The 20474-nt window shown below is 72.2% G+C and carries 22 protein-coding genes and 1 pseudogene; 5 read left to right on the forward strand and 18 right to left on the reverse strand.

Features of this window, described 5'->3' with window-relative positions:
- Window positions 1–536, reverse strand: a 536-nt coding sequence (locus K4S16_RS33895) for a maltotransferase domain-containing protein (RefSeq protein WP_149263160.1), incomplete at its 3' end; no start/stop codon positions are given.
- Window positions 537–751: 215 nt separating this feature from the next.
- Here K4S16_RS33895 and K4S16_RS33900 point away from each other — a divergent pair.
- On the forward strand, window positions 752–1552 hold the full coding sequence (locus K4S16_RS33900; RefSeq protein ID WP_235037245.1) for an SAM-dependent methyltransferase: 801 nt from the start codon (window positions 752–754) through the stop codon (window positions 1550–1552).
- Between the two features lie 47 nt (window positions 1553–1599).
- Here the strand turns inward: K4S16_RS33900 and K4S16_RS33905 are convergent, their stop codons facing one another.
- The 6 genes from K4S16_RS33905 to K4S16_RS33930 are packed head-to-tail and all read right to left on the reverse strand — an operon-like array spanning window position 1600 to window position 6510.
- Window positions 1600–2343, reverse strand: a complete 744-nt coding sequence (locus K4S16_RS33905; protein ID WP_149263162.1) for a copper homeostasis protein CutC — start codon at window positions 2341–2343, stop codon at window positions 1600–1602.
- The gene (locus K4S16_RS33910; RefSeq protein ID WP_149263163.1) at window positions 2340–3281 is read right to left on the reverse strand and encodes an asparaginase; all 942 of its coding nucleotides are present in this window, start codon (window positions 3279–3281) and stop codon (window positions 2340–2342) included. Before K4S16_RS33910 ends, K4S16_RS33905 begins: the two co-directional genes overlap by 4 nt.
- Before the next feature lie 8 nt (window positions 3282–3289).
- The gene (locus K4S16_RS33915) at window positions 3290–4132 is read right to left on the reverse strand and encodes an amino acid ABC transporter permease (RefSeq protein WP_149263164.1); all 843 of its coding nucleotides are present in this window, start codon (window positions 4130–4132) and stop codon (window positions 3290–3292) included.
- Window positions 4129–4773 carry an amino acid ABC transporter permease gene (locus tag K4S16_RS33920; RefSeq protein WP_149263165.1) on the reverse strand — a complete coding sequence of 215 codons (645 nt, stop codon included), beginning with the start codon at window positions 4771–4773 and terminating at the stop codon, window positions 4129–4131. Before K4S16_RS33920 ends, K4S16_RS33915 begins: the two co-directional genes overlap by 4 nt.
- A 19-nt stretch (window positions 4774–4792) precedes the next feature.
- Complete coding sequence (locus tag K4S16_RS33925; RefSeq protein WP_235037246.1) at window positions 4793–5728, reverse strand: glutamate ABC transporter substrate-binding protein; 936 nt, start codon at window positions 5726–5728, stop codon at window positions 4793–4795.
- Between the two features lie 53 nt (window positions 5729–5781).
- Window positions 5782–6510 (reverse strand): amino acid ABC transporter ATP-binding protein, encoded by a 729-nt coding sequence (locus K4S16_RS33930; protein ID WP_149263166.1) that lies wholly within the window; start codon window positions 6508–6510, stop codon window positions 5782–5784.
- A gap of 116 nt (window positions 6511–6626) precedes the next feature.
- Here K4S16_RS33930 and K4S16_RS33935 point away from each other — a divergent pair, with 116 nt between their 5' ends.
- A complete protein-coding gene (locus K4S16_RS33935) occupies window positions 6627–7784 on the forward strand; it encodes an ROK family protein (RefSeq protein ID WP_200842277.1) in 1158 nt (385 codons plus the stop codon).
- A 4-nt stretch (window positions 7785–7788) separates the two neighbouring features.
- Here K4S16_RS33935 and K4S16_RS33940 read toward each other — a convergent pair whose 3' ends face one another.
- Entirely contained in the window at window positions 7789–8151 is a 363-nt protein-coding gene (locus tag K4S16_RS33940; RefSeq protein WP_160161122.1) for an STAS domain-containing protein, read from the reverse strand.
- Window positions 8152–8712: 561 nt separating this feature from the next.
- Here K4S16_RS33940 and K4S16_RS33950 point away from each other — a divergent pair.
- Complete coding sequence (locus K4S16_RS33950) at window positions 8713–8988, forward strand: sulfurtransferase TusA family protein (RefSeq protein ID WP_149263168.1); 276 nt, start codon at window positions 8713–8715, stop codon at window positions 8986–8988.
- Window positions 8989–8997: 9 nt separating this feature from the next.
- On the opposite strand, the gene K4S16_RS33955 is transcribed toward K4S16_RS33950, so the two are convergent.
- On the reverse strand, window positions 8998–9636 hold the full coding sequence (locus K4S16_RS33955) for an FMN-binding negative transcriptional regulator (RefSeq protein ID WP_149263169.1): 639 nt from the start codon (window positions 9634–9636) through the stop codon (window positions 8998–9000).
- Between the two features lie 52 nt (window positions 9637–9688).
- On the opposite strand from K4S16_RS33955, the gene K4S16_RS33960 reads away from it, so the two are divergent.
- Window positions 9689–10642 carry a DNA polymerase domain-containing protein gene (locus tag K4S16_RS33960; protein WP_149263170.1) on the forward strand — a complete coding sequence of 318 codons (954 nt, stop codon included), beginning with the start codon at window positions 9689–9691 and terminating at the stop codon, window positions 10640–10642.
- Between the two features lie 9 nt (window positions 10643–10651).
- Here K4S16_RS33960 and K4S16_RS33965 read toward each other — a convergent pair whose 3' ends face one another.
- The 9 genes and pseudogenes from K4S16_RS33965 to K4S16_RS34005 form a co-directional block, all read right to left on the reverse strand.
- Window positions 10652–11866, reverse strand: a complete 1215-nt coding sequence (locus K4S16_RS33965) for a cytochrome P450 (RefSeq protein WP_149263171.1) — start codon at window positions 11864–11866, stop codon at window positions 10652–10654.
- A gap of 140 nt (window positions 11867–12006) precedes the next feature.
- Complete coding sequence (locus tag K4S16_RS33970) at window positions 12007–13230, reverse strand: histidinol-phosphate transaminase (RefSeq protein ID WP_149263172.1); 1224 nt, start codon at window positions 13228–13230, stop codon at window positions 12007–12009.
- 55 nt (window positions 13231–13285) lie between these two features.
- Window positions 13286–13573, reverse strand: coding sequence for a DUF6295 family protein (locus K4S16_RS33975; protein WP_149263173.1), 288 nt, complete (start codon window positions 13571–13573; stop codon window positions 13286–13288).
- An 11-nt stretch (window positions 13574–13584) separates the two neighbouring features.
- Window positions 13585–14328, reverse strand: coding sequence for a dienelactone hydrolase family protein (locus K4S16_RS33980; RefSeq protein ID WP_149263174.1), 744 nt, complete (start codon window positions 14326–14328; stop codon window positions 13585–13587).
- 96 nt (window positions 14329–14424) lie between these two features.
- Window positions 14425–15924: an IS607 family element RNA-guided endonuclease TnpB gene (gene tnpB / locus K4S16_RS33985; RefSeq protein WP_235037247.1), complete on the reverse strand. Its 1500-nt coding sequence runs from the start codon at window positions 15922–15924 to the stop codon at window positions 14425–14427.
- Window positions 15921–16046, reverse strand: a pseudogene (locus tag K4S16_RS46000) (IS607 family transposase); the annotation flags it as partial. The pseudogene K4S16_RS46000 and the gene tnpB, both read right to left, overlap by 4 nt.
- A 105-nt stretch (window positions 16047–16151) precedes the next feature.
- Window positions 16152–16982 carry an undecaprenyl-diphosphate phosphatase gene (locus K4S16_RS33995; protein WP_235037258.1) on the reverse strand — a complete coding sequence of 277 codons (831 nt, stop codon included), beginning with the start codon at window positions 16980–16982 and terminating at the stop codon, window positions 16152–16154.
- Window positions 16983–17113: 131 nt separating this feature from the next.
- Entirely contained in the window at window positions 17114–18241 is a 1128-nt protein-coding gene (locus tag K4S16_RS34000; protein WP_149263176.1) for a 5-methyltetrahydropteroyltriglutamate--homocysteine S-methyltransferase, read from the reverse strand.
- Window positions 18242–18396: 155 nt separating this feature from the next.
- The gene (locus K4S16_RS34005; RefSeq protein WP_149263177.1) at window positions 18397–18849 is read right to left on the reverse strand and encodes a MarR family winged helix-turn-helix transcriptional regulator; all 453 of its coding nucleotides are present in this window, start codon (window positions 18847–18849) and stop codon (window positions 18397–18399) included.
- A 157-nt stretch (window positions 18850–19006) separates the two neighbouring features.
- On the opposite strand from K4S16_RS34005, the gene K4S16_RS34010 reads away from it, so the two are divergent.
- A complete protein-coding gene (locus tag K4S16_RS34010) occupies window positions 19007–20458 on the forward strand; it encodes an MFS transporter (protein ID WP_149263178.1) in 1452 nt (483 codons plus the stop codon).
- The last annotated feature ends 16 nt before the right edge of the window (window positions 20459–20474 follow it).

Below are 20474 nucleotides of genomic sequence, written 5' to 3' on the forward strand. Positions count from 1 at the left end.
GGGTACCGCTCCAGGATGTCCAGTACGCCAGGTTCCTTGGTGGCGGAGAGCCGCTCCAAGGCGTCTTCGTCCTCGTCTGACAGGAAACGGACGGCACGGGCCAGGACCCGGCGATCCTTCGACGGGACGCCACCTCCCGCCCGCGTGAACAGCGCCACGCCCTCGGCGAGCATCAGCTCGACGTCCTGCCCCCGCGGAACCTTGATCTCCGCGTCGTGCCGCCAGTGCGCGATCGGATCACCCCAGGCCTCCACCCGGAACGACCACGACCCCATCTCCGTCGGCGTCACCAGCGCCGACCACCGGTCCAGCCCGACCCCCACCTCGCTCATCCGCTGCGGCGCCAGCTCCTCACCCTCCGGCGTGCGCAGCACCACCGCCGCGCCCAACCGCTCGTGCCCCTCACGGAACACCGTCGCCGACACCTCGACCGTCTCACCCGCCACCGCCTTCGCCGGCCACCGGCCGCACCCCACCACCGGCGCCACGTCCAGGATGGGGATGCGGCCGAGCTCCGCCTCCAGCTTCACCTGCATGCTCCCCGCTCCCGCTCGTCTCGCCGTCCCGGCCCCGTCGTCCCGGTCGCAGACATCCATGCCCCGTCCGCAACTCTCCGGCATCCCCGGAGCCACAAGATCAAGTAAAGAACCGCCCGACCGCGGTGCGCGCGTCCGGGGTGGGCCGACTGATGGGCGGGCGGCTCGCCGCGGCGCTAGGTTGGGCGGAAACAGAAGATCCAGGAGGTGCCGCCGTGGCCGAGGGGCCGGAGATCGACACGAACGTTCCGCATTCGGCGCGGGTCTGGAACTACCTGCTCGGCGGGAAGGACAACTACGAGATCGACCAGCGGGCCGCCGAGCAGTTCCGGGCGATGTTCCCGCAGATCGTCGACATCGCCCTCGCCGACCGCGCGTTCCTCGGCAGGTCCGTCCGCCACCTCGCGGGCGAGGCCCGCATCCGCCAGTTCCTCGACATCGGCACCGGTCTGCCGACCATGGACAACACCCATGAGGTCGCGCAACGCGTGGCGCCGGACGCGCGCATCGTCTACGTGGACAACGATCCCCTGGTGCTGACCCACGCGCGGGCCCTGCTCAGCAGCAGCCCCGAGGGCGCCTGCGACTACATCCACGCCGATCTGCGCGAACCGGGCGAGATCCTGGCGAAGGCCGCCGCGACGCTCGACTTCGGGAAGCCGGTGGCGATCATGCTGCTGGGCATCATGCACTTCGTCCACGACGACGGCGAGGCCCGGCGCGTCCTCGACGTGCTGCTGGACGCCGTGCCGTCCGGGAGCCACCTGGTGATGACGCACGCCACCCTGGACTTCGACGCGGGGGAGACCGCCCAGGCCGAGGCGCAGGAGGACTGGAACGAGAAGTCGGCCAATCCGATGGTGCCGCGCACGCGCGAGGCCGTCACCCGCTTCTTCGACGGCCTCGAACTCCTGGACCCGGGAGTCGTCTCCATGTCCAGGTGGCGTCCCGAGCACACTCCCTGGGGCGAGCCCGCCGAAGTGGCCGGTTACGCCGCCGTCGCCCGCAAGCCCTGACCTCCCCGCGCGGGGGCGGACGGCCTGCGGGCGTCGGCGGAGGCGCGCTAGCCGGCGGCGCGGATCACCGAGGCGATGCCGTCGGACGTCGTGACGAGCCGCTGGTACTCCGGCCGCCGCAGCTCCCCGCCCATGAACGGGTACGGGTTGCGGTGCACGGCCGGGCTCGGCGCCTCGCTGAGCGCCGCGAAGTGGATCTCCCGGGCGCCGGTCGCCGCCACGACGCGCGCCACGTTGCGGTCGGTCACGCCGCCGCCGGGCATCACGATGATCCGGTCGCCGGCGTGCCGCACCAGCTCGGCGATCAGCGGCGCGCCCTCCAGCGCGCTCACGTCCTGCCCGGACGTCAGGACGCGCGCCACGCCGAGATCGGCGAGGAGGTCCAGCGTGCCGAACGGGTCGGCGGCCATGTCGAAGGCCCGGTGGAAGGTGACGGGCAGCCCGCCTGCCGCCGCCATGAGCCGCTCGACGACCGGGCGGTCGACCGCGCCCTCCGGGGTGAGCGCGCCGATCACCACGCCGTGCGCGCCCGCCTCCCGGACGAGCGCGACGTCGTGCTCCATCGCCGCGACCTCGTGCTCGTCGAAGATGAAGTCGCCGCCGCGCGGGCGGATGATGACGTGCACCCTGATCGACGACACCGCGGCCAGCGCGGCGCGGACCGTGCCCAGCGTCGGGGTGAGCCCTCCGTCGAACAGCGCCGCGCACAGCTCGACGCGCTGGGCGCCCGCCTTCTCGGCGGCGACGGCGCCCGCGACGTCGTCGATGCAGATCTCGTAGGTGAGGCTCACGTACGTCCTTCCGGGATGGTGCGGATCTCGCCCACCGGGCGTCCGCCGCCGAGGACGGGGACGGCGCCCAGCGGGTCGGCCGGGGTGGTGTCGGCGCCGAGCGCGGCGAGCGCGCGCAGCGCGATGGCGGTGGTGGCGCGGGGGCTGCCGTCGATGACCTTCACCGCGACGGCGCGGCCCTCGGCGGTGGCGGCGACGAACACGCCCTCCGCGCCGCCCTTGGCGACCGAGCCGGGCAGCGCCCGCATGAACTCGGTGTTGGCGTGTCCCGTCCCGCCCACGTACTCGGGGTGCTCGCGCATGGCGTCGGCGACCGGGCGGGCGTCCGGCGCCAGGACGAGGGACCGCGCGGCGCGGGCGAGGCCGGTCAGGGTGAGGCCGAACAGCGGTGCTCCGCATCCGTCGATCGCGACGGGCGAGGGGTCCTCCCCGGCGCAGTCGGCCATCACCTGCCGCACCAGCTGCTGCAGCGGGTGCGACGGGTCGAGGTAGGTGTCCAGGGGCCAGCCGTTCGCGACGCAGGCGGCGAGCATGGCGGCGTGCTTGCCGGAGCAGTTCATCCGCACCCGCGACTCGCCCTCGCCCGCCCTGATCAGCGCGGCCTTGGTCGCCTCGTCCTCCGGCCAGGACGGCGGGCACTGGAGCGCGTCCGCGCCGAGCCCCGCGTCCGCGAGGATCCCCTCGACGGCCTTGACGTGGAAGTCCTCGCCGGTGTGGCTGCCCGCCGCGATCGCGAGGCGCTCCCCGTCCAGCGGCGCGCCCGCCTTCAGGCAGGCGAGCGCCTGGAACGGCTTGGTCGTGGAGCGCGGCAGGACCGTCTCCTCGACGGCGCCGCGCGCGTGGGCGAGGGAGCCGTCCGGGGCGAACCCGGCGACGCTGCCGTAGTGGCGGCTCTCGGCGAAGCCGTTGCGCACGACCTCGGCCAGTACTTCGTACATGTCGGTCCTCACGGTCGCGCCGCCGGGACGGCCTCGCGGACGGCGCGAGACGGACGGGTCCGCTGCCGCGCCTCCAGCGTCCGCGCGAGCTTGGCCAGCGACGCGTTGATCACCAGGTAGATCAGCGCGATCACCAGGTAGGTCTGGATGAGCAGGTGGTTGTAGTTCGCCAGCACCTTCCCGCTGTAGAGCAGTTCGGCGTAGCTGACGACGTAGCCGAGCGAGGTGTCCTTCAGCAGCCCGGCGGACTGGCTGACCAGCGACGGCAGGACGCGCCGCGCCGCCTGCGGCAGCACGACGAGCCGCATCGCCCGCCCCCGGGTCAGGCCGAGCGCGAGCCCCGCCTCCAGCTGCCCGCGCTCCACCGAGCGGATCCCGGCCCGGAAGATCTCCGCGAACGCGGCGGCGTTGGACACCGACAGCGGGACGACGAGCTTCCAGAACAGCGGGAGGTCGAGGCCGTACTTCGGCAGCGCGAACAGCACGACGTAGACCAGCAGCAGCGCCGGGACCGTCCGGACGATCTCCACGTAGGCCGCCGACGGGACGCGCAGCCACCGGGCCGGCGACAGCCGCCCGAGCGCGAGCGCGACGCCGGCCGCCATGGCGAGGGCGATCGACACGGCCGCGGCGTAGAGCGTGGAGCGCAGACCCTCCAGCAGGTACCGCCACATGGGCCAGGTCCCGTACGGGCGCCACCGGTCGGCGGCGAGCTGGCCGTTCTCGCCGAACTGGCGCAGCGCGAGCGCGACGAGGACGGCGCCGCCGAGCAGGGTCAGCGCGGTGGCGATCCGGATGCGGCGCCGGGCGCGCGGCCCCGGCTCGTCGAACAGCAGTCGCGAGGAGCTCATCGCAGGATCGCCAGCTTCCGTTCCAGTCCGCCGGTCACCAGCCCGAAGACCGCCGAGAGCGCCATGTACGCCAGGCCCGCCGTCACGAAGATCCAGATCGGCCGCGCCTCGGCGAGGTTGACCCGGTTCGCGGCGGCGGTCAGCTCCACCACGCCGACCGCGGCGGCCAGCGCCGTGTTCATCAGCGTCATGATCGCGATGTTGCCGAGCGGCTGGACGACCGTCCGCAGTGCCTGCGGCAGGACGACCAGCCGCAGCGACTGGACGAAGGTCAGCCCGAGCGCGCGGGCGGCCTCGCCCTGCCCCGCCGGCACCGCGTTGATCCCGGAGCGGATCGCCTCCGCCGTGTACGCCCCCTGGTAGAGGGCGATCACGACGACCGAGGTGGTGAACAGCCCGGCGATCACTCCGATCTCCGGCAGCCCGAACACGGCGATGACGAGCCACACCAGCAGCGGGATGTTCTGCAGCACCTCGACGTAGGCCATCCCGGCGGCGCGCAGCACGCGCACCGGGCTGACCCGCATCGCGGCGACCGCGGTCCCGGTCGCGAGGGCTCCGGCGAGGGCCAGCAGCGTCAGCTCGACGGTGCGCAGCAGGCCGTCGCCGAACTCCCCGAGGTGGTCGGTGATGACGTTCATGACAGGGCGGGGCCTCCGCTCACTCCGAGCCCGGCGCGGAGCCGATCGCGGGCGGCTGCGGGGCCTCGCCCTGCACGACCGTCCCGATCGAGTTCTTCCAGACCTTCGCCCACAGGCCCGACTGCTCGATCTGCTTGAGCCAGTCGTTGACGAACTGCTTCATCTGCGCGTCGCCGTGCTTGAGGCCGATGCCGTACGGGTCGCTGGTGAACGGCTTGCCCTGGATCTGGATGGAGGGGTCCTGCTTCGCGGTCGCGAGCAGCACGGCCTCGTCCTGGACGTAGGCGTCGCCGCGGCCCTGCTTGAGCGCCTGCACGCACTCGGGGTCGCTGCCGAACGTGATGATCTTCGCGCCCGGGGCGGCCTTCTTGATGGCGGGGATCGCCGGGGTGTTGGCGCCCGCGATGACCGTCTTGCCCTTCAGGTCGGCCGGGGCCTTGATGCCGGTCTCGTCCTTCTTGGTGGCGATGACCAGGCCGGAGCTGTAGTACGGCCCGGCGAACGCGACCTGCTTGGCGCGATCCGGAGTGATGCTGTAGGTCTGGAACACCACGTCCACGGTGCCGTTGGCCAGCAGCGCCTCGCGGGTCTCCGACGCGGAGTTGACGATCTTCACGTTGGGCTTGCCGATGATGTACTTGGCGAGCAGCCGGCCGAAGTCGGCGTCCAGCCCCTCGACCTTCTTGGTCGCCGGGTTCTGCTGGGACAGCAGCGGCGCGTCCAGCGAGCCGCCCACGACCAGCTCGCCGCGCTGCTTGATCTTCTCCATGGTGGAGCCGGCGGGCAGGTTCGCGGCGACCGGGGCCGAGGCCGCCAGGTCGTCGCCCTTGCCGCCGCCGGAGCCGGGCACCGCGGCGTCGGAGTCGCCGCCGGAGCAGGCCGCGAGGCCCGTCAGCGACAGCGCCGCGACCGCGGCCACCGCCGCCCGCCGCATCCCCGCAGGGGTACGCACCATGATCATCAACCTTTCTGGGATGGCGCGCCATGGGCGGCGCGCCGGGGGTCGCACTAGTGGCTGAGGACCTTGGCCAGGAAGTCCCGGGCCCGGTCGCTGGCGGGGGAGTCGAAGAAGGCGGCCGGCGCTCCGGTCTCGACGACCTCGCCGTCCGCCATGAACACGACGCGGTCGGCGACCCGGCGGGCGAAGCCCATCTCGTGGGTGACGACCACCATCGTCATGCCGTCGCGGGCGAGGCCCGTCATCACGTCGAGGACCTCGCCGACCATCTCGGGGTCGAGCGCCGAGGTCGGCTCGTCGAACAGCATCGCCTTCGGCCGCATCGCGAGCGCGCGGGCGATCGCCGCGCGCTGCTGCTGGCCGCCGGACAGCTGCGCGGGCAGCTTGCCCGCCTGGTCGCCGATGCCGACCCGGTCGAGCAGGTCGCGCGCGGTCCGCTCGGCCTCGGCGCGCGGGACGCCGCGCACCCGGGTGGGCGCGAGCATCAGGTTCTCCAGGACGGTCTTGTGCTGGAACAGGTTGAACGACTGGAAGACCATGCCGACGTCGGCGCGGAGGCGGGCGAGGGCGCGCCCCTCTTCGGGCAGCTCCTCGCCGTCGATGCGGACGACGCCCGCGTCCGGCGTCTCCAGCCGGTTCAGGCACCGGCACAGCGTCGACTTGCCCGACCCGGACGGGCCGACCACCACGACGACCTCGCCGCGGGCGACGTCCAGATCCACGTCGCGCAGGGCGGTGTGGGCGCCGAAGCGCTTGTACAGGCCGCGAACCTCGATCATTCGGTCACCTACGTTCCAACTTCCTTCGAAATCGAAGTCAACGAGGACCATAGAGCGTCAAATCGACGTAAGTCAACGCGTTGCCGTACCAAGTTCGCGCATGCTATCTATCTGGGGTGCGCAACAGCAGAGACGACGGACCGGCGGCACTCGTGCGGCTGGTGGCGACCGGCCAGGCGGAGTCGCGGGCCGAACTCGCCCGGCTCTCCGGCCTCGCCGCCTCCAGCGTCTCGCTGCGGGTCGAGCAGCTCATCGAGGCCGGCCTGTTCGCCGAGGAAGGCGCCGGGGCCTCGCGCGGGGGCCGGCGGCCCCGCCGCCTTCGGCTCGCCCGCGCGGCGGGCGTGTACCTGGTCGCCGACCTCGGCGCGCACCACGCCCGCCTCGCGGTCGTGGATCTCGCGGGAACGCCCCTCGCGCTCGCGGACCTGGCGTGCGACATCGCCGTCGGACCCGAGGAGACGCTGACGGCGGTCCTGGCCGGCCTGCACGCCCTCGCCCGCGACCACGGACTGCAGGACGTCCCGGTCCGCGGCGTCGGGGTCGGGCTGCCGGGGCCGGTCGACCCGGCGACGGGCCAGGTCGTGTCGCCCTCGCGCATGCCCGGCTGGAACGACTTCCCCGTCCGCGACTACGTGACCGGCCGCGTCGGCGTCCCGGCCCTGGTCGAGAACGACGCCAACCTCATGGCCGTCGGCGAGCACCGCGGCTCATGGCCGGCCCTCGACAATGTCATGGTCATCAAACTCGGCAGCGGCATCGGCTGCGGCGTCATCGTCGACGGGCGGCTGCACCGGGGCCGCGGCGCGGCCGGCGACATCAGCCACGTCCGGATCCTGTCGGAGGCCACGGTCGACTGCTCCTGCGGCCACCCCGACTGCCTGGAGGCGCACGCCAGCGGCGCCGCCCTCGCCGCGTCCCTCGCCGCCCAGGGCATCGAGGTGGACAACCCGTCCCGGATCGTCGACCTCGTCGCGGACGGCGTCCCGCAGGCGACCAGCGCGGTGCGCACGGCCGGGCGCCTCATCGGCGACGTGCTGACCGCGCTCGTGAACTTCTTCAACCCCGACGCGCTCGTCATCGGCGGCAGCCTGTCCAACGCCGAGCCGCTCGTCGCGACCATCCGGGGCGTCATCTACGAGCGGTGCCTGCCGCTCGCCACCCGCAACCTGGAGATCGCCACCTCCCGCGCGGGCCGCGACGCCAGCATCCTCGGCGCGGGCCACCTGCTCCTCGGCGTCGCGGACGAGTGGATCGACCGCGCCCTGGAACGCTAGCCGGTCAGCCGCCCGCCGACGCGGCCAGCGCCTCGCGGGCCGTCGCCACGTCCGGCGCGATGGCGACCCGGCGCTGCAGCCCCGCCACCTCCGACACCCGGCGCACGATCCCGCGCGGCGGCAGCACCACCCACATCGGCACGCCCAGCTCCGTCGCGCGCATCTGCGAGCGCGTGATGACGTTCAGCCCGTTGGAGTCGCAGAACGTGCAGCCGGTCAGGTCGAGGATGAGGGCGGGCGTCCCGGAGTCCAGGAGCCGGACGGCCTGCGCGAGGACCGCCTCGCCGTTGCTCAGGTCGACCTCGTCCGGGAACGTCAGCGTCCCGCAGGTCTCCGTGCGCTCCACTCGTCCCACTCCGAGATCCATGACTCGCCCCAAAGCCGATTTCCTCACCTGGATGACAACGGGGGGTACTCCACTGCGACTGTAAGCTCCAAAGCTGGACGAAACCTGAAAGAAAGAGTCAAGTCTAGGACCTCCCTCCGCCATATCGCCGACGATCTCGTTCACTCGCGTTTGATCCCGTTTTGTCGCGTTGGGGGACCGCGCCGGCGCCGCCTGCCCGCGCCGCCGTCCGGCCGCCGTCCGCGTCCCGCGACGCGGAGGCGAGCGTCGCCGAGCGCGTCCGCGCGAGCAGTGCCGCCCACTCCAGGCCCGTCCTCTTCCCTGAGCTTCCCTGACCGGATACGAACTTGACGCTCAGGACCTCGCTCCGGATGACCCGCGCCTGGAATCCTTGATCGAAATGTGCGCCGCGACGGACGCCGTCGCCCTCGCGGGCGCCCCGGCCGACCGCGTCGCCGCCCAGGCGGGGGCCCGGAATCGGGCGGGTTGTCCGGGCCGCGTCGGACTGACCACCGCCCTTGTCGCACTAAAGCCCTATATTTCCCACAGCGTCCTGCTAACCTCGCGGACCCGGGGGTGGGAATGAGCTCGAATCCGGTCGTCATCGACGGCGGCGACCGCTCCTGCGTGCGCCTCCTGCTCGAACTGCGCGGCCATATCGCGGACCTGGCCCCCGGCACCGTCGTCCACCTCATCGCCGCCGACCCGGCGGCCCCCATCGACCTTCCCGCCTGGTGCCACCTGACCGGCCACGACTACCTGGGCCCGGTGGACGGCGCCCCCACGCCCACCTACGCCCTCCGGGTGGCGGCCGACGCCCGCCCCACCTCCCCGGAATCCCCCTGGCGCCCCCGCTGACCCGCCGCGCTACCCCTCGCGCCCCTTCCGGCCCGTCGCCGTCTGGACCGCGTCCGCCATGGCGGTGTCGCCCTGGGCCCGGTAGCCTTCGACGACCCCGGCGATGTCGGCCTCGGGGCGGTTCTGGCTCATCTTCGCCTTCGCCTCGATGCGGGTGATGACCAGTTCGAGGCCCACGATCGCGCGCAGCTGACCGGCGACGAACGCGGGCGGGGCGTCGTCGACCGCCCAGGACGGGTCGCGGCCCTGCTCGTGGCGGTCGGTCAGGCGGCGCACCATCGACTCCGCCCATGCCGGGTCGTCGTGCACGACGAGCCGGCCGTAGACATGGGCGGTGAGGTAGTTCCACGTCGGCACCACACGCCCGTGCTCGGCCTTGGACGCGTACCAGGACGGCGACACGTAGGCGTCCGGGCCGTGGACGATGAGCAGCGACTCCCCGGCGGCGGGCTCGCGCCACTGGTCGTTGTTGCGCGCCACGTGCGCCAGCATCGCGCCGTGCTCGCCCACCGACGGGTCGTACAGGACGGGCAGGTACGTCGCGATCAGCCCCCGCGGGGAGGCGGTGACGAGGTCGGCCGCCCCGCAGCCGGCCAGCAGTTCCCTGACCTCGGCGTCGTCCGCCGAGAAATGCGCCGGTACGTACATGGACGCGACGCTATCCCACGGGGCTGTCGGAGCCGCGTGCGAAGCTGGAGGGGTGAGCGGCGATGAAGAGCGCGACGGGGTCCGGCTGACGAACCTCGACCAGTCCCTGTTCGAGGGGGCCGACGCGACCAAGCGCGACCTGGTCGACTACCTGGACGCCGTCTCCGGGCGCCTGGTCCCGCAGCTGGCGGGCCGTCCCCTGTCGGTCAAGCGCGTGCTGCGCGGCCAGAAGCCGTTCATGCAGAAGAACACGCCGAAGTACACCCCGTCCTGGGTCCGGACGGTGACGGTGTGGGCGCAGACCTCCCAGCGCGAGGTCTCCTACGCGCTGTGCGACGACCGCCGCACGCTGCTGTGGTTCGCGAACCAGCGCGCCGTCGAGTACCACCCGCCGCTGGTGCGCGCCGACGCGTGGGACGCGCCCACCCACCTGGTCATCGACATCGACCCGCCCGGCTCGGACGACTTCGGCGCCGCGGTCGCCGCCGCCCACCTCGTCCGCCGCGCGATGGACGACTCCGGCCTGCGGGGCGCCGTCAAGACCAGCGGCGCGAAGGGCGTCCACGTGTTCGCTCCCCTGGACGGCGCCACGTCCACCGAGGACGTCGCCGCCGCGACCCGCGCCCTGGCCGTGCGCGCCGAGCGGCTCGACCCGGGCCTCGCCACCACGGCGTTCATCCGCGAGGACCGCGGCGGCAAGGTGTTCCTCGACTCGACCCGCGCGGGCGGCGCGACCGTCGTCGCCGCCTACAGCCCGCGGATCCGGCCGGGCGCGCCGGTCTCCTTCCCGGTGTCCTGGGACGACCTCGGCAGCGTGGTGCCGCAGGACTTCACGATCAGGACTGCCGCCGCCCTGCTCGCCGACCGCGACCCCTGGGCCGAACTCATGCCCGAGCCGCAGCCGGTCCCCGCCGACCTCGTCGAGCAGGGCCGCACGATCCCGGTGGCCCGGGTCCAGGCGATGCACGAGGGCAAGCGCCGGGCCCGGGCCCGCCGGAACGGCTAGCGCGGGGTCTCAGGAGCCGAGCACGACCGGCAGGGCCCGGTGGCCGTTGGAGATGAACGACTCCACCGGCCTCAGCTCGGCGGGGTCGACGGCGAGCTCCATCCCGGGGAAGCGGCCGAAGAGCGCGGGCAGCGCGATCTCGGCCTCCAGCCGCGCGAGGTGCGAGCCGACGCAGAAGTGCGCGCCGTGCCCGAACGAGAGGTGCTCCTTGTTCGCCCGCCGGAGGTCGAACAGGTCGGCGTCGTCGCCGTGCAGGGCGAGGTCGCGCCCCGCGGCGGCGTAGGCCGCGAGGATCGCCTCGCCCTTGCCGATCGTCACGCCGTCGACGTCGATGTCCTCCACGGCGTAGCGGAGCGGCAGGTTCGCGACCGGCGCCTGCCAGCGCAGCGCCTCCTCGATCACCTCCGTCCACGGCGCCTCGCCGGACCGGACGAGCGCGTACTGCGCCGGGTGGGTGAGCAGCGCCGTGATCGCCTGGTCGAGCAGGTTCACCGTGGTCTCGTGCCCGGCGGAGATCATCAGGATCAGGGTGTCGACCAGCTCCTGCTCGCTCAGCTGCGAGCCGTCCTCGTCGCGGGAGGAGATGAGCACGCCGGCCAGGTCGTCGGCGGGCTCCCGGCGCCGGAACGCCACGAAGTCCTGCAGGATGCCGTACATCTCGGTCTGGTTGGCGAGGGCCTCCTCGGCCGTCAGCGCCGTGTTGAAGATGCCGTCCACGCAGCGGCGCAGCGCGGGCCGGGTCTCGTCCGGGACGCCGAACAGCCGGCAGATCACCTCGATGGGCAGCGGGTAGGCGAACGCCTCGCGCAGGTCGGCGCGGCCACCGGGGGAGGCGGCCAGGCCGTCCAGGAGGGACCGGGTGATCTCCTCGACGTCCGGCCGCAGCGCCTCGGTGCGGCGCGGGGTGAACGCCCGGGAGATGATGGTGCGGAGCCGCCGGTGGTCCTCGCCGTAGGCGGTGAACATGTTCCGCACCGAGACCCACAGGCTCAGCGGCCAGTCCTCGGCGATCTCGCCGTCGATCCATTTCGTCCAGTGCAGGTTCGGGTCCTTGGACACCCGCGGGTCGGCCAGCAGCCGCTTGAGCTGCTCCTGGCCGGTCACCGCCCACGCGACGACGCCGCCGGGCAGTTCCACGGGGGTCACCGGCCCCCGGGCCCGCAGTTTCGCGGCCTCCCCCTGGACGTCGCTTCCGGCCGGGTCGATGACGAGCGGAGTCTCCATATGGGCCTCTCCAGGCGGGGGATGGGAACACGTCCGTAATGGCGTGCGTGCGATGAGCGACCCGGCCAACGTAGAGGGTGGCGGCAGCATGCCGCCAATTCCCCAGGAAACAGACGCACTCCCGCCTTTTCGGCCTTTCCTTAAATGGCGGCGCGGAAATCCTCAGGACGTGTCTCGGCGTGCTGCGGCTCCCCTTCGCCCCACCGGTGGCCCGGCGCCACCACGTTGTCGGGCGGAACCTCCGACGCGGAGCCGTACAGGTAGGAGCCGAGCCCGATCAGCAACCGCTGGACGTCCTCCTGCGGCCGCACGACCAGCCGCAGGAACTGGCTCGTCGAGCCCAGCTTGTTGCCGCACTCGCGGACGAACACCCCGTGGTGCGCGACCAGGTGGTCGCGCAGGCCGACGCCGTCCTTGCCGTCCGGCAGCTTGACCATGACGAAGTTGCCCTGGGACGGGAAGACCTTGAGGCCCGGCAGCGACGCGAGCTGCTGCGCCATCAGCAGCCGGTCGCGGGCCAGCAGCCGCAGGCTCTCGCGGTACTCGGCGCCGTGCTCGCGCAGCAGGAACACCACGAACTCCGCGAAGGAGTTGAGGTTCCACTTCGGCAGCGCCCCCCGGACCGTCCGGGCCAGGGCCGGGTTCGCCACCAGGTAGCCGAACCGGACGCCGTGCAGGCCGAAGTTCTTGCCGAGGCTCTTCAGCACGATCACGTTCGGCCGGATGCGGGCCTCGTCGGCGACGCTGGGGTGCGCCTCGGCGTCCACGAAGTCGAGGAACGACTCGTCCACCACGACCAGGTCCAGGTCGATGAGGCAGTCCAGCAGCCGGACGATCTCGCGGCGCGGGACGTACCCGCCGTCGGGGTTGTTGGGGTTGCACACGACCGCGGTCCGCGATCCCCGCGCCCGCACGAACCGCACGAAGGCGTCCACGTCGAACTCGAAGCCGAGCAGCTCGTGGAGCTGGAACATGTCCACCCGCTTGCCCGTCTCCATCGGCTGGTCCGTCCACCGGCCGAACGTCGGGATCGGCGTGGCGAGGCTCTCGCGCACCAGCAGATGGTCGATCCAGGTGATGAGCTCCGTGGAGCCGTTGCCCATGACGACCGTCTGCGGGTGGTGCCCGAGCACGGCGCAGAGCTCGGCGGCAATGGCGTCAGCGTCGCTCGGGTAGTACTTCAGTATCTGCTCCAGCGAGCCCGCGAGCCGGGAGAACATCCCCGGCGTCGGGAAGTACGGGTTGCACGGGATGCAGAAGTCGACGAGGTCGTGGCGCCCGGGCGAGGCCCGCTGGAGGGCGAAGAAGGACGGGCTGTGCGCGCTCTGGCGCAGCAGGCTCGGATCGATCTGGTCCGATGGCACGCAAGACGGTACGCGCCCTCCGCAGCACCGGTTCAGGCCCCGGGCCGGCCCGCTGTCAGGCCGCGCCCGCGGAGCGGTCGGCCGAGGCGAGGCCGGGCGGGGCGGCGGCGAGGGCCTGCTGGATCGCCTCGACCAGCGCCAGTGCCGACTCCTCGGTCAGCTCGACCGCCACCCGCGCGGACGGACCCTCCCCGGCGTTGGTGAAGTCGATGTTCACCGTGTGCTCGTGGCAGGCGTGGTACGGGTGGTCGACGTAGACCGCGCCGCCGGTCAGCGTGAACCAGCCGGTCGCGCCCTTCGCCGCGCCGTCCAGTTCCACCTTCACCGTCTGGTAGGTGCACATGGGGTCTCCTCTCAGGCGCTCAGGTGGCGGTCGAAGAAGGCGAAGATCCGCTGCCAGCCGTCCTTCGCGGCGGCGGGCCGGAACGCGGGCCGCTCGACCGCGAAGAACGCGTGCCCCGCGCCGGGGTAGGTGTGGAACTCGTGCTCCTTGCCGAGCCTGGTCAGCTCCGCGTCCAGCGAAGCCACCTCCTCGGGCGACGGGAACTGGTCCTCCTCGCCGAACAGGCCGAGCAGCGGGCAGGACAGGCCCGGCGCCTTGGACAGGATCGACCGGGCCCTCGTCGGGTAGTCCTCCGGCGGGTCGTTCACGACGAAGGCGCCGTAGCAGTCGACGGCCGCGTCGATGTCCAGCTCGCAGGCGGCGAGGAACGCGTGCCGCCCGCCCGAGCAGTGGCCGATCACGCCGATCCGGCCGTTGGCGTGGTCGAGCGAGTTCAGATGGGCGGCGGCCCCGGCCACGTCCCCGACGAGCTGCTCGTCGGGGACGCCGCCCTTGGCGCGGGCGGCGGCGGCCTGGTCGTCCGGGCTCACGCCCGCGCCCTCGCGCGAGTACAGGTTCGGGGCGATCGCGGCGTAGCCGTGCGCGGCGAACGTCCGGACGAACTCCTTGGTGCCGGGGTCGAAGCCGGGCATGTGGTGGACGACCACGACGCCGCCGCGCGGGGCGTCGCCCAGCGGCCGCGCCAGGTACGCCTCCAGCTCGTCCTTCCCGTGCCCGGTGATGGCGACCGTTCCGGCCCACATCGCGTCGTTCATGCTCGGCGCTCCGTTCCTCGGCGGGGTCTGCGCGCACGCCGTGCTCCCCCCGGCGCGCGAACCGTGACAGTCTCTCGCATACCGTTACTCGGAGCCTTAGTGGCTCTGAGTATTCAGGGCGTTTCTGCCCGGAAGGTCCGTCACATCACCGAAGCGTGGGGCTTTGGTTTGAGTACGGTCTCTCGTTTCCGTCTGCCGCTGGTGCGGCAGGGTTGCGCCACCTGCCCGCCCCGTCCCGGCCTTGCGGTTGGGGCGGGTGGTGCGGGTCTTCTGGTCGGCTCCACGAGGTTTCGGCACCATGGGGGTGCCCAGGTCTCCGGCCACTCCGGTACCTGTTGCCGCGGCTGCGGCGAGTGCGGCGAGGTTGAGTGCGGCGCCCGCGTCCCGGTCGATGACCAGGCCGCAGGCGTCGCATTCGAAGGTCCGGACGTGCAGCGGCAGCTTGGCTTTCACCGCGCCGCACCCCGAGCAGGTCTTGGAGGAGGGGAACCAGCGGTCGGCGACCACGATGCGGCAGCCGTTGCGCTTGGTCTTGTAGGTGAACTGGCGGCGGATCTCTGCGAACCCGGCGTCGGCGATGTGGCGTGCGAGGCGCCGGTTGCGGAGCATCCCGGCGACGTTGAGGTCTTCGACCACGACGGTGCCGTACTCGGCCGTCACCTTGGCGGTGAGCTTGTGCAGTGCGTCCTGGCGGAGGTTGGCGGCGCGGTGGTGGACCCGGTTGCGGACCGCATTTGCCTTCTCCCACCGCTTGGACGGCTTGCGTCCGGTCCTGCGGTCGGGGCCCTGTCGGCGGGAGACGACGCGGGAGGCGCGGCGCAGTTGCTTGAGCGCCGTGTCCAGGTGCCTGGGGTTGGGCTCCCGGCGGACTCGGCCGGTGCTGTCGGCCATGACCGCGAGGGTCCTCACTCCGAGGTCGATGCCGACCGCCGCGTCCGGCCGGGAGACCTTCATCAGGTCGCGCTTGACCTCGGTCTGGAAGGAGACGAACCAGCGCCCGCGCTCGAATCTGACGGTCGCGGACAGGATCCTTGCCGTCCCGGCCTGGAGGCGGGTCAGGAGCTTGCAGGTGGGCTCGTGTGTGCGGATCGTGCCGAGCCTGGGCAGCGTCACGTGCCGGCCGTCGGGCTCGGCACGGATGGTGCCGGTGGTGAACCGGCAGGCCAGGCGCGCTGTGCGTCTGGACTTCAAGCGCGGCATCCCGACCCGCTTGCCCCGCTGCTTGCCCTGTTTCGACCTTGCGTAGTTGTCGAACGCGGCGGCTGCGTTCGCCAGGCCTGTGGAGTAGGCCTCCTTGGAGTTCTCCTGCCACCAGGCGGCGAATCTCGGATCGGTGTGCTTGGCGGCGTTGAACGCCTTGCGCAGCGCGGGCAGCGACCATGGTCGCCACCCGGTCAACTCCTCCTCGGGGATGCCGTACGACTCTTCCGCACGGCGCTGCCACCAGGACGCCTCGACCCACGCCACAGCCCAGTTGTAGGCGGCGCGGGCCGCACCGCAATGCGAGCGCAGCGCAGCCTCTTGAGCGGCGTTGGGGTCCAGCGCGAACCGGTACGCCTGCACCACGAAACCCGGCCGCGGCCGGAACTTCTTCACCCCGCGACTCCACCCGCGGCCACCATCACGGCGCGGACCGCGCGATTCTTCCCCGTCCGGCGCCCGTACAACCACGCGCACATCGAAGTCAGCACCTCTGTGATGTCCCGCACCAGATCATCGGTCGTCTAGGTTGCAAGCCGCTCCACTCGGGCTCCCCCGATCGAGGGATGAGAAAGACCGAGGTTCGCTGATAAGTGTCGCAACAGATGTTCAGTCTTGCAGGCTCAGGCGTTCAACGTTCCCGCGCCGAGGAGGCCGAACAGGAGGAGGCCGATGACGATCCGGTAGACCACGAACGAGGTGAAGCTGTGCCGGGCCACGAAGCGCAGCAGCCAGGCGATGGACGCGTAGGCCACGACGAACGACACCGCGGTGCCGACCGCGAGCGGCAGCGCGCCGGCGCCCGAGCCGAGCGCGGACGGCAGCTCGTAGATGCCGGCGCCGGTCAGCGCGGGGATGCCCATGAAGAACGAGAGCCGGGTCGCGGCGACCCGGTCGAGGCCGAGCATGAGCCCGGTCGACATCGTCGCGCCCGACCGGGAGAAGCCCGGGAACAGCAGGGCGAGGATCTGCGAGGAGCCGATCAGCATCGCGTCGGTGAGGGAGGTGTCGTCCTCGCCGCGCTTGTGCGTGCCGAGCCGGTCCGCGGCGAACATCACGGCACTGCCGACGATCAGCGACCCGGCCACCACCCACAGTGAGGCCAGGGGCCCCTCGATGAGGTCCTTGGCGGCGACCCCGACGATCACGACCGGGATCGTGGCGTAGATGACCCACCAGGCGAACTTGTAGTCGTGGTGGTACCGCTCGGACGGCCGGGCGATCCCGACTCCCCACGCCTTGACGATCCGGACGATGTCGGAGAAGAAGTACACCAGCACGGCCGCGATGGCGCCGACCTGGATGACCGCCGTGAACCCGACGACGGACTTGTCGTCCACCGGGATGCCCATCAGGCCCTCGGTGATCTTCAGATGGCCGGTCGAGGAGACCGGGAGGAACTCGGTCAGGCCTTCCACGATCCCGAGGACGATCGCCTGCCCGACATTGATCACGCTCAAGTACCCGGTTCCTCTCCGACCTGCGCCTGTTCCGCGCCGAGCCTACTGCCGGCCCGCGGGCGGGTCCCGTCCCGAGGCCGATAACTTCACCCGCCGTTAACCGATACGACCGATTCCGGACATGCTCAGCCCCAGACCTCCTGGGCGGTCTCGGCGACGAGGCGCAGTTTCGCGGCCTGCTGCTCGGCGGTCAGCACGTTGCCCTCCACGGTGGAGGAGAACCCGCACTGCGGGGACAGGCAGATCTGCTCCAGCGGGACGAACCGCGACGCCTCGTCGATGCGGCGCTTGAGGTCGTCCTTGGACTCCAGCTCGCCGCGCTTGGTGGTGACGAGGCCGAGCACGACCATCTTGCCCGGCGGGACGAACCGGAGCGGTTCGAAGCCGCCTGACCTGGCGTCGTCGTACTCCAGGAAGAACCCGTCCACGTCCAGTTCGCCGAACAGCGCCTCGGCGACGAAGTCGTAGCCGCCCTCGGCCGTCCAGGACGAGCGGTAGTTGCCCCGGCACATGTGGGTGGTGACGTTCATGCCCTCGGGGCGGTCGGCCAGCGCCGCGTTGATCTGCCTGATGTACCGCAGGTGCAGGTGCTCGGCGTCGTCCCCGCGCTCGGTGACCAGGGCCCGCTGCGCGGGGTCGTTGAGGTAGGCGAGGCTGGTGTCGTCCAGTTGCAGGTAGCGGCAGCCCATGGCGCCGAGCCTGCGCACCTGCTCGGCGTAGGCGGCGGCGAGGTCGGCCCAGAACTCCTCGACGTCGGGGTAGACCTCCGGGTCGATCGCCGCGGGGCCGCCCCGGTAGTGGACCATGTTCGGCGACGGGATCGTCAGCTTCGGGGTGACGCCGTCGCCGACCGCGTCCCGCAGGAAGGCGAAGTGGTCGGCGAAGATGGTCTCCTCCAGCCGGACCCGGTCGTGCACGCGCAGCGCCGCGGTGGTGAACTCGATGTCCCCGGCCGCGCCGTGGAACCGCACCTTGATCTCCTCGTCGGCGGGGCTGATGCCGCCGAGCCGGTAGATGAAGTCCATGTGCCAGGACGTGCGGCGGAACTCGCCGTCGGTGGCCGACCGCAGCCCGGCCTCGCGCTGCATCCGGACGGCGTCGCGGATGGCGGCGTCCTCCGCCTCGGCCAGGGCCGCGGAGTCGAGGCGCCCCCGGGCGTGGTCCTCGCGGGCGGCCAGGAGGGCGGGCGGACGCAGGAGGCTGCCGACATGGTCGGCCCGGAACGGCGGCTGGTCTCGGACGGACTCGGGCATGGCTCGCTCCTTCCGGAAGGCGCGGCATCGCTCCAGTCAATTTAGGCACGTTCCCAAGGGCGGACAATGGCCGGCCGGGAAATGAGCCCGCCCCGGGGCCTCGAGGGCGGGCGCCGTCGCGAGACGGCTTTCGCCGCGGCCGCCGGCCGGAACGGTCAGGGGCGGGGCCAGGGCCTTCCGGCGAGGCGCTCGATGTCGGTGTTGAAGCGCTGGAGGAAGGAGGCGAACGCCTCGACGTCCTCCGCCGGCCAGTCCGCCATGATCTTGTCGATGCCGGCCACGATCTGGCCGCGCTCGCTGTCGAGGCGGCGCTCGCCCTCGGCGGTGATGCGGAACTTGCGGGCGATGCCGCCCGCCGGGTCGGGGATGCGCTCGACGAGGCCGTCGCGCAGCATGGCCGAGGTCTGCCGGTTGAGCGTCGAGGGGTCGAGGTCGAACGCCTCGCTGAGCTGCCGGATCGACATCGGGCCCTCGATGCGGATCCGGCTCAGCAGGATGTAGGCGCTGCGCTCCAGCAGGCCGCCCTCGCGCCGGGAGCGGCGGGTGGCCAGGCTGTGCCGCCCGAGCACCATGGTCTCGTACTCGATCAGTTCCGTGGGCTTGTCCATGCCGGTCCTTCTCCCGGCGGCGGGCCGTCCGGGTCGCTCCTGCCTCGATCCTCGCACCTCATCCCTACCACGGTGATGTGCGTCATACATATGTTGTGTATCCACCACATCGTATGTATGGTGCACAAGTTCTCCGACCCGACAGAAGGGATGTCACGTGGACGAGTCCGCGCCCGCCGTCCGACCCGGTGGGATCGTCGGCGTGCTCGCCGTGGGCGGCATCGTCGCCGCGTTCATGCAGACCCTCGTGGTGCCGCTGATCGCGCAGCTGCCGCGGCTGCTGCACACCACGCCCTCCAACGCGACCTGGGTGGTCACCGCGACGCTGCTCGCCTCCGCGGTCGCCATGCCGATGATCGGGCGGCTCGGCGACCTGTACGGCAAGCGCCGGATGCTGCTGGCCTGCATGGTGCCGCTCATCACCGGGTCGGTGCTGTGCGCGCTGTCGGGCTCGCTGATCCCGATGGTCGTCGGACGGGGCCTGCAGGGCGTCGGCATGGGCATGATCCCGCTCGGCATCAGCGCGCTGCGCGACCTGCTGCCGCCCGAGCGGCTCGGGTCCTCGATCGCGCTGCTGAGCTCGTCCATGGGCATCGGCGGGGCGTTCGGGCTGCCGCTGGCGGCGGTCATCGCCGAGAACACGAGCTGGCGGGTGCTGTTCTGGGGCTCGGCCGCGCTGAGCGCGCTCGTCGCCACGCTGATCTACCTGCTGGTCCCGGCCACGCCCGTCCAGGCGAGGGGCCGCTTCGACGCCGTCGGTGCGATCGGCCTCGGCACCGGCCTCGTGTGCCTGCTGCTCGGCGTCTCCAAGGGCGCCGACTGGGGTTGGACGAGCGGCACGACCGTCGGCCTGTTCGCCGCCACCGTCGCGGTCCTGCTCGCCTGGGGCTGGTGGGAGCTGCGGACCCGCGACCCGCTGGTCGACCTGCGCGTCACCGCGCGCACGCAGGTGCTGCTCACCAACGCCGCCTCGGTCGTGATCGGGTTCTCGATGTACGCCCAGTCGCTGATCGTGCCGCAGCTGCTCCAGCTGCCGGAGGCGACCGGGTACGGCCTCGGCCAGTCGATGGTCGCCGCGGGCCTGTGGATGGTCCCGTCCGGCCTGCTGATGATGGCGGTGTCCCCGCTCGGCGCGCGGCTGTCGGCGGCCCGCGGGCCCAAGGTCACCCTGGTCGCCGGGAGCCTGGTGATCGCGCTCGGGTACGGGTCGTCCACGCTGCTCATCGGCGCTGCGTGGGGCCTGATGGTCGTCACCGCGATCTGCGGGATGGGCGTCGGCCTCGCCTACGGCGCGATGCCCGCCCTGATCATGGGTGCGGTGCCGCGCTCGGAGACCGCCTCGGCCAACAGCTTCAACACGCTGATGCGCTCCGTCGGCACTTCGGTGTCGGCCGCCGTGGTGGGGGTCGTGCTGTCCCAGATGACCATCGACCTGGGCGGGCACGTGCTGCCGTCCGAGGACGGCTTCCGCGCCGGCCTGCTGATCGGCTGCGGCGTGGCGCTGGTCGCCGGGGCCGTCGCGCTGGCCATCCCCGGGCGCGGGCGCTCGGTCACCGCCGCGGCCGAGCAGGCGGCCCAGGCGGGGGAGCCCGCCGCGTCCAAGGCCTGACGCCGGTCAGCCCCGC

It is taken from the genome of Actinomadura sp. K4S16 (genome assembly GCF_008327685.1).
In the GTDB taxonomy this organism is placed as follows: domain Bacteria; phylum Actinomycetota; class Actinomycetes; order Streptosporangiales; family Streptosporangiaceae; genus Spirillospora.

What these genes read in the sequence shown, in the direction of transcription:
- K4S16_RS33910 (WP_149263163.1), bottom strand. Translation starts at nt 3,281, where the DNA reads ATGTACGAAGTACTGGCCGAGGTCGTGCGCAACGGCTTCGCCGAGAGC.
- K4S16_RS33940 (WP_160161122.1), bottom strand. Translation starts at nt 8,151, where the DNA reads ATGGATCTCGGAGTGGGACGAGTGGAGCGCACGGAGACCTGCGGGACG.
- K4S16_RS33955 (WP_149263169.1), bottom strand. Translation starts at nt 9,636, where the DNA reads ATGTACGTACCGGCGCATTTCTCGGCGGACGACGCCGAGGTCAGGGAA.
- K4S16_RS33925 (WP_235037246.1), bottom strand. Translation starts at nt 5,728, where the DNA reads ATGGTGCGTACCCCTGCGGGGATGCGGCGGGCGGCGGTGGCCGCGGTC.
- K4S16_RS33975 (WP_149263173.1), bottom strand. Translation starts at nt 13,573, where the DNA reads ATGTGCACCTACCAGACGGTGAAGGTGGAACTGGACGGCGCGGCGAAG.
- K4S16_RS33930 (WP_149263166.1), bottom strand. Translation starts at nt 6,510, where the DNA reads ATGATCGAGGTTCGCGGCCTGTACAAGCGCTTCGGCGCCCACACCGCC.
- K4S16_RS34005 (WP_149263177.1), bottom strand. Translation starts at nt 18,849, where the DNA reads ATGGACAAGCCCACGGAACTGATCGAGTACGAGACCATGGTGCTCGGG.
- K4S16_RS33920 (WP_149263165.1), bottom strand. Translation starts at nt 4,773, where the DNA reads ATGAACGTCATCACCGACCACCTCGGGGAGTTCGGCGACGGCCTGCTG.
- K4S16_RS33980 (WP_149263174.1), bottom strand. Translation starts at nt 14,328, where the DNA reads ATGAACGACGCGATGTGGGCCGGAACGGTCGCCATCACCGGGCACGGG.
- K4S16_RS34000 (WP_149263176.1), bottom strand. Translation starts at nt 18,241, where the DNA reads ATGCCCGAGTCCGTCCGAGACCAGCCGCCGTTCCGGGCCGACCATGTC.
- K4S16_RS33915 (WP_149263164.1), bottom strand. Translation starts at nt 4,132, where the DNA reads ATGAGCTCCTCGCGACTGCTGTTCGACGAGCCGGGGCCGCGCGCCCGG.
- K4S16_RS33950 (WP_149263168.1), top strand. Translation starts at nt 8,713, where the DNA reads ATGAGCTCGAATCCGGTCGTCATCGACGGCGGCGACCGCTCCTGCGTG.
- K4S16_RS33965 (WP_149263171.1), bottom strand. Translation starts at nt 11,866, where the DNA reads ATGGAGACTCCGCTCGTCATCGACCCGGCCGGAAGCGACGTCCAGGGG.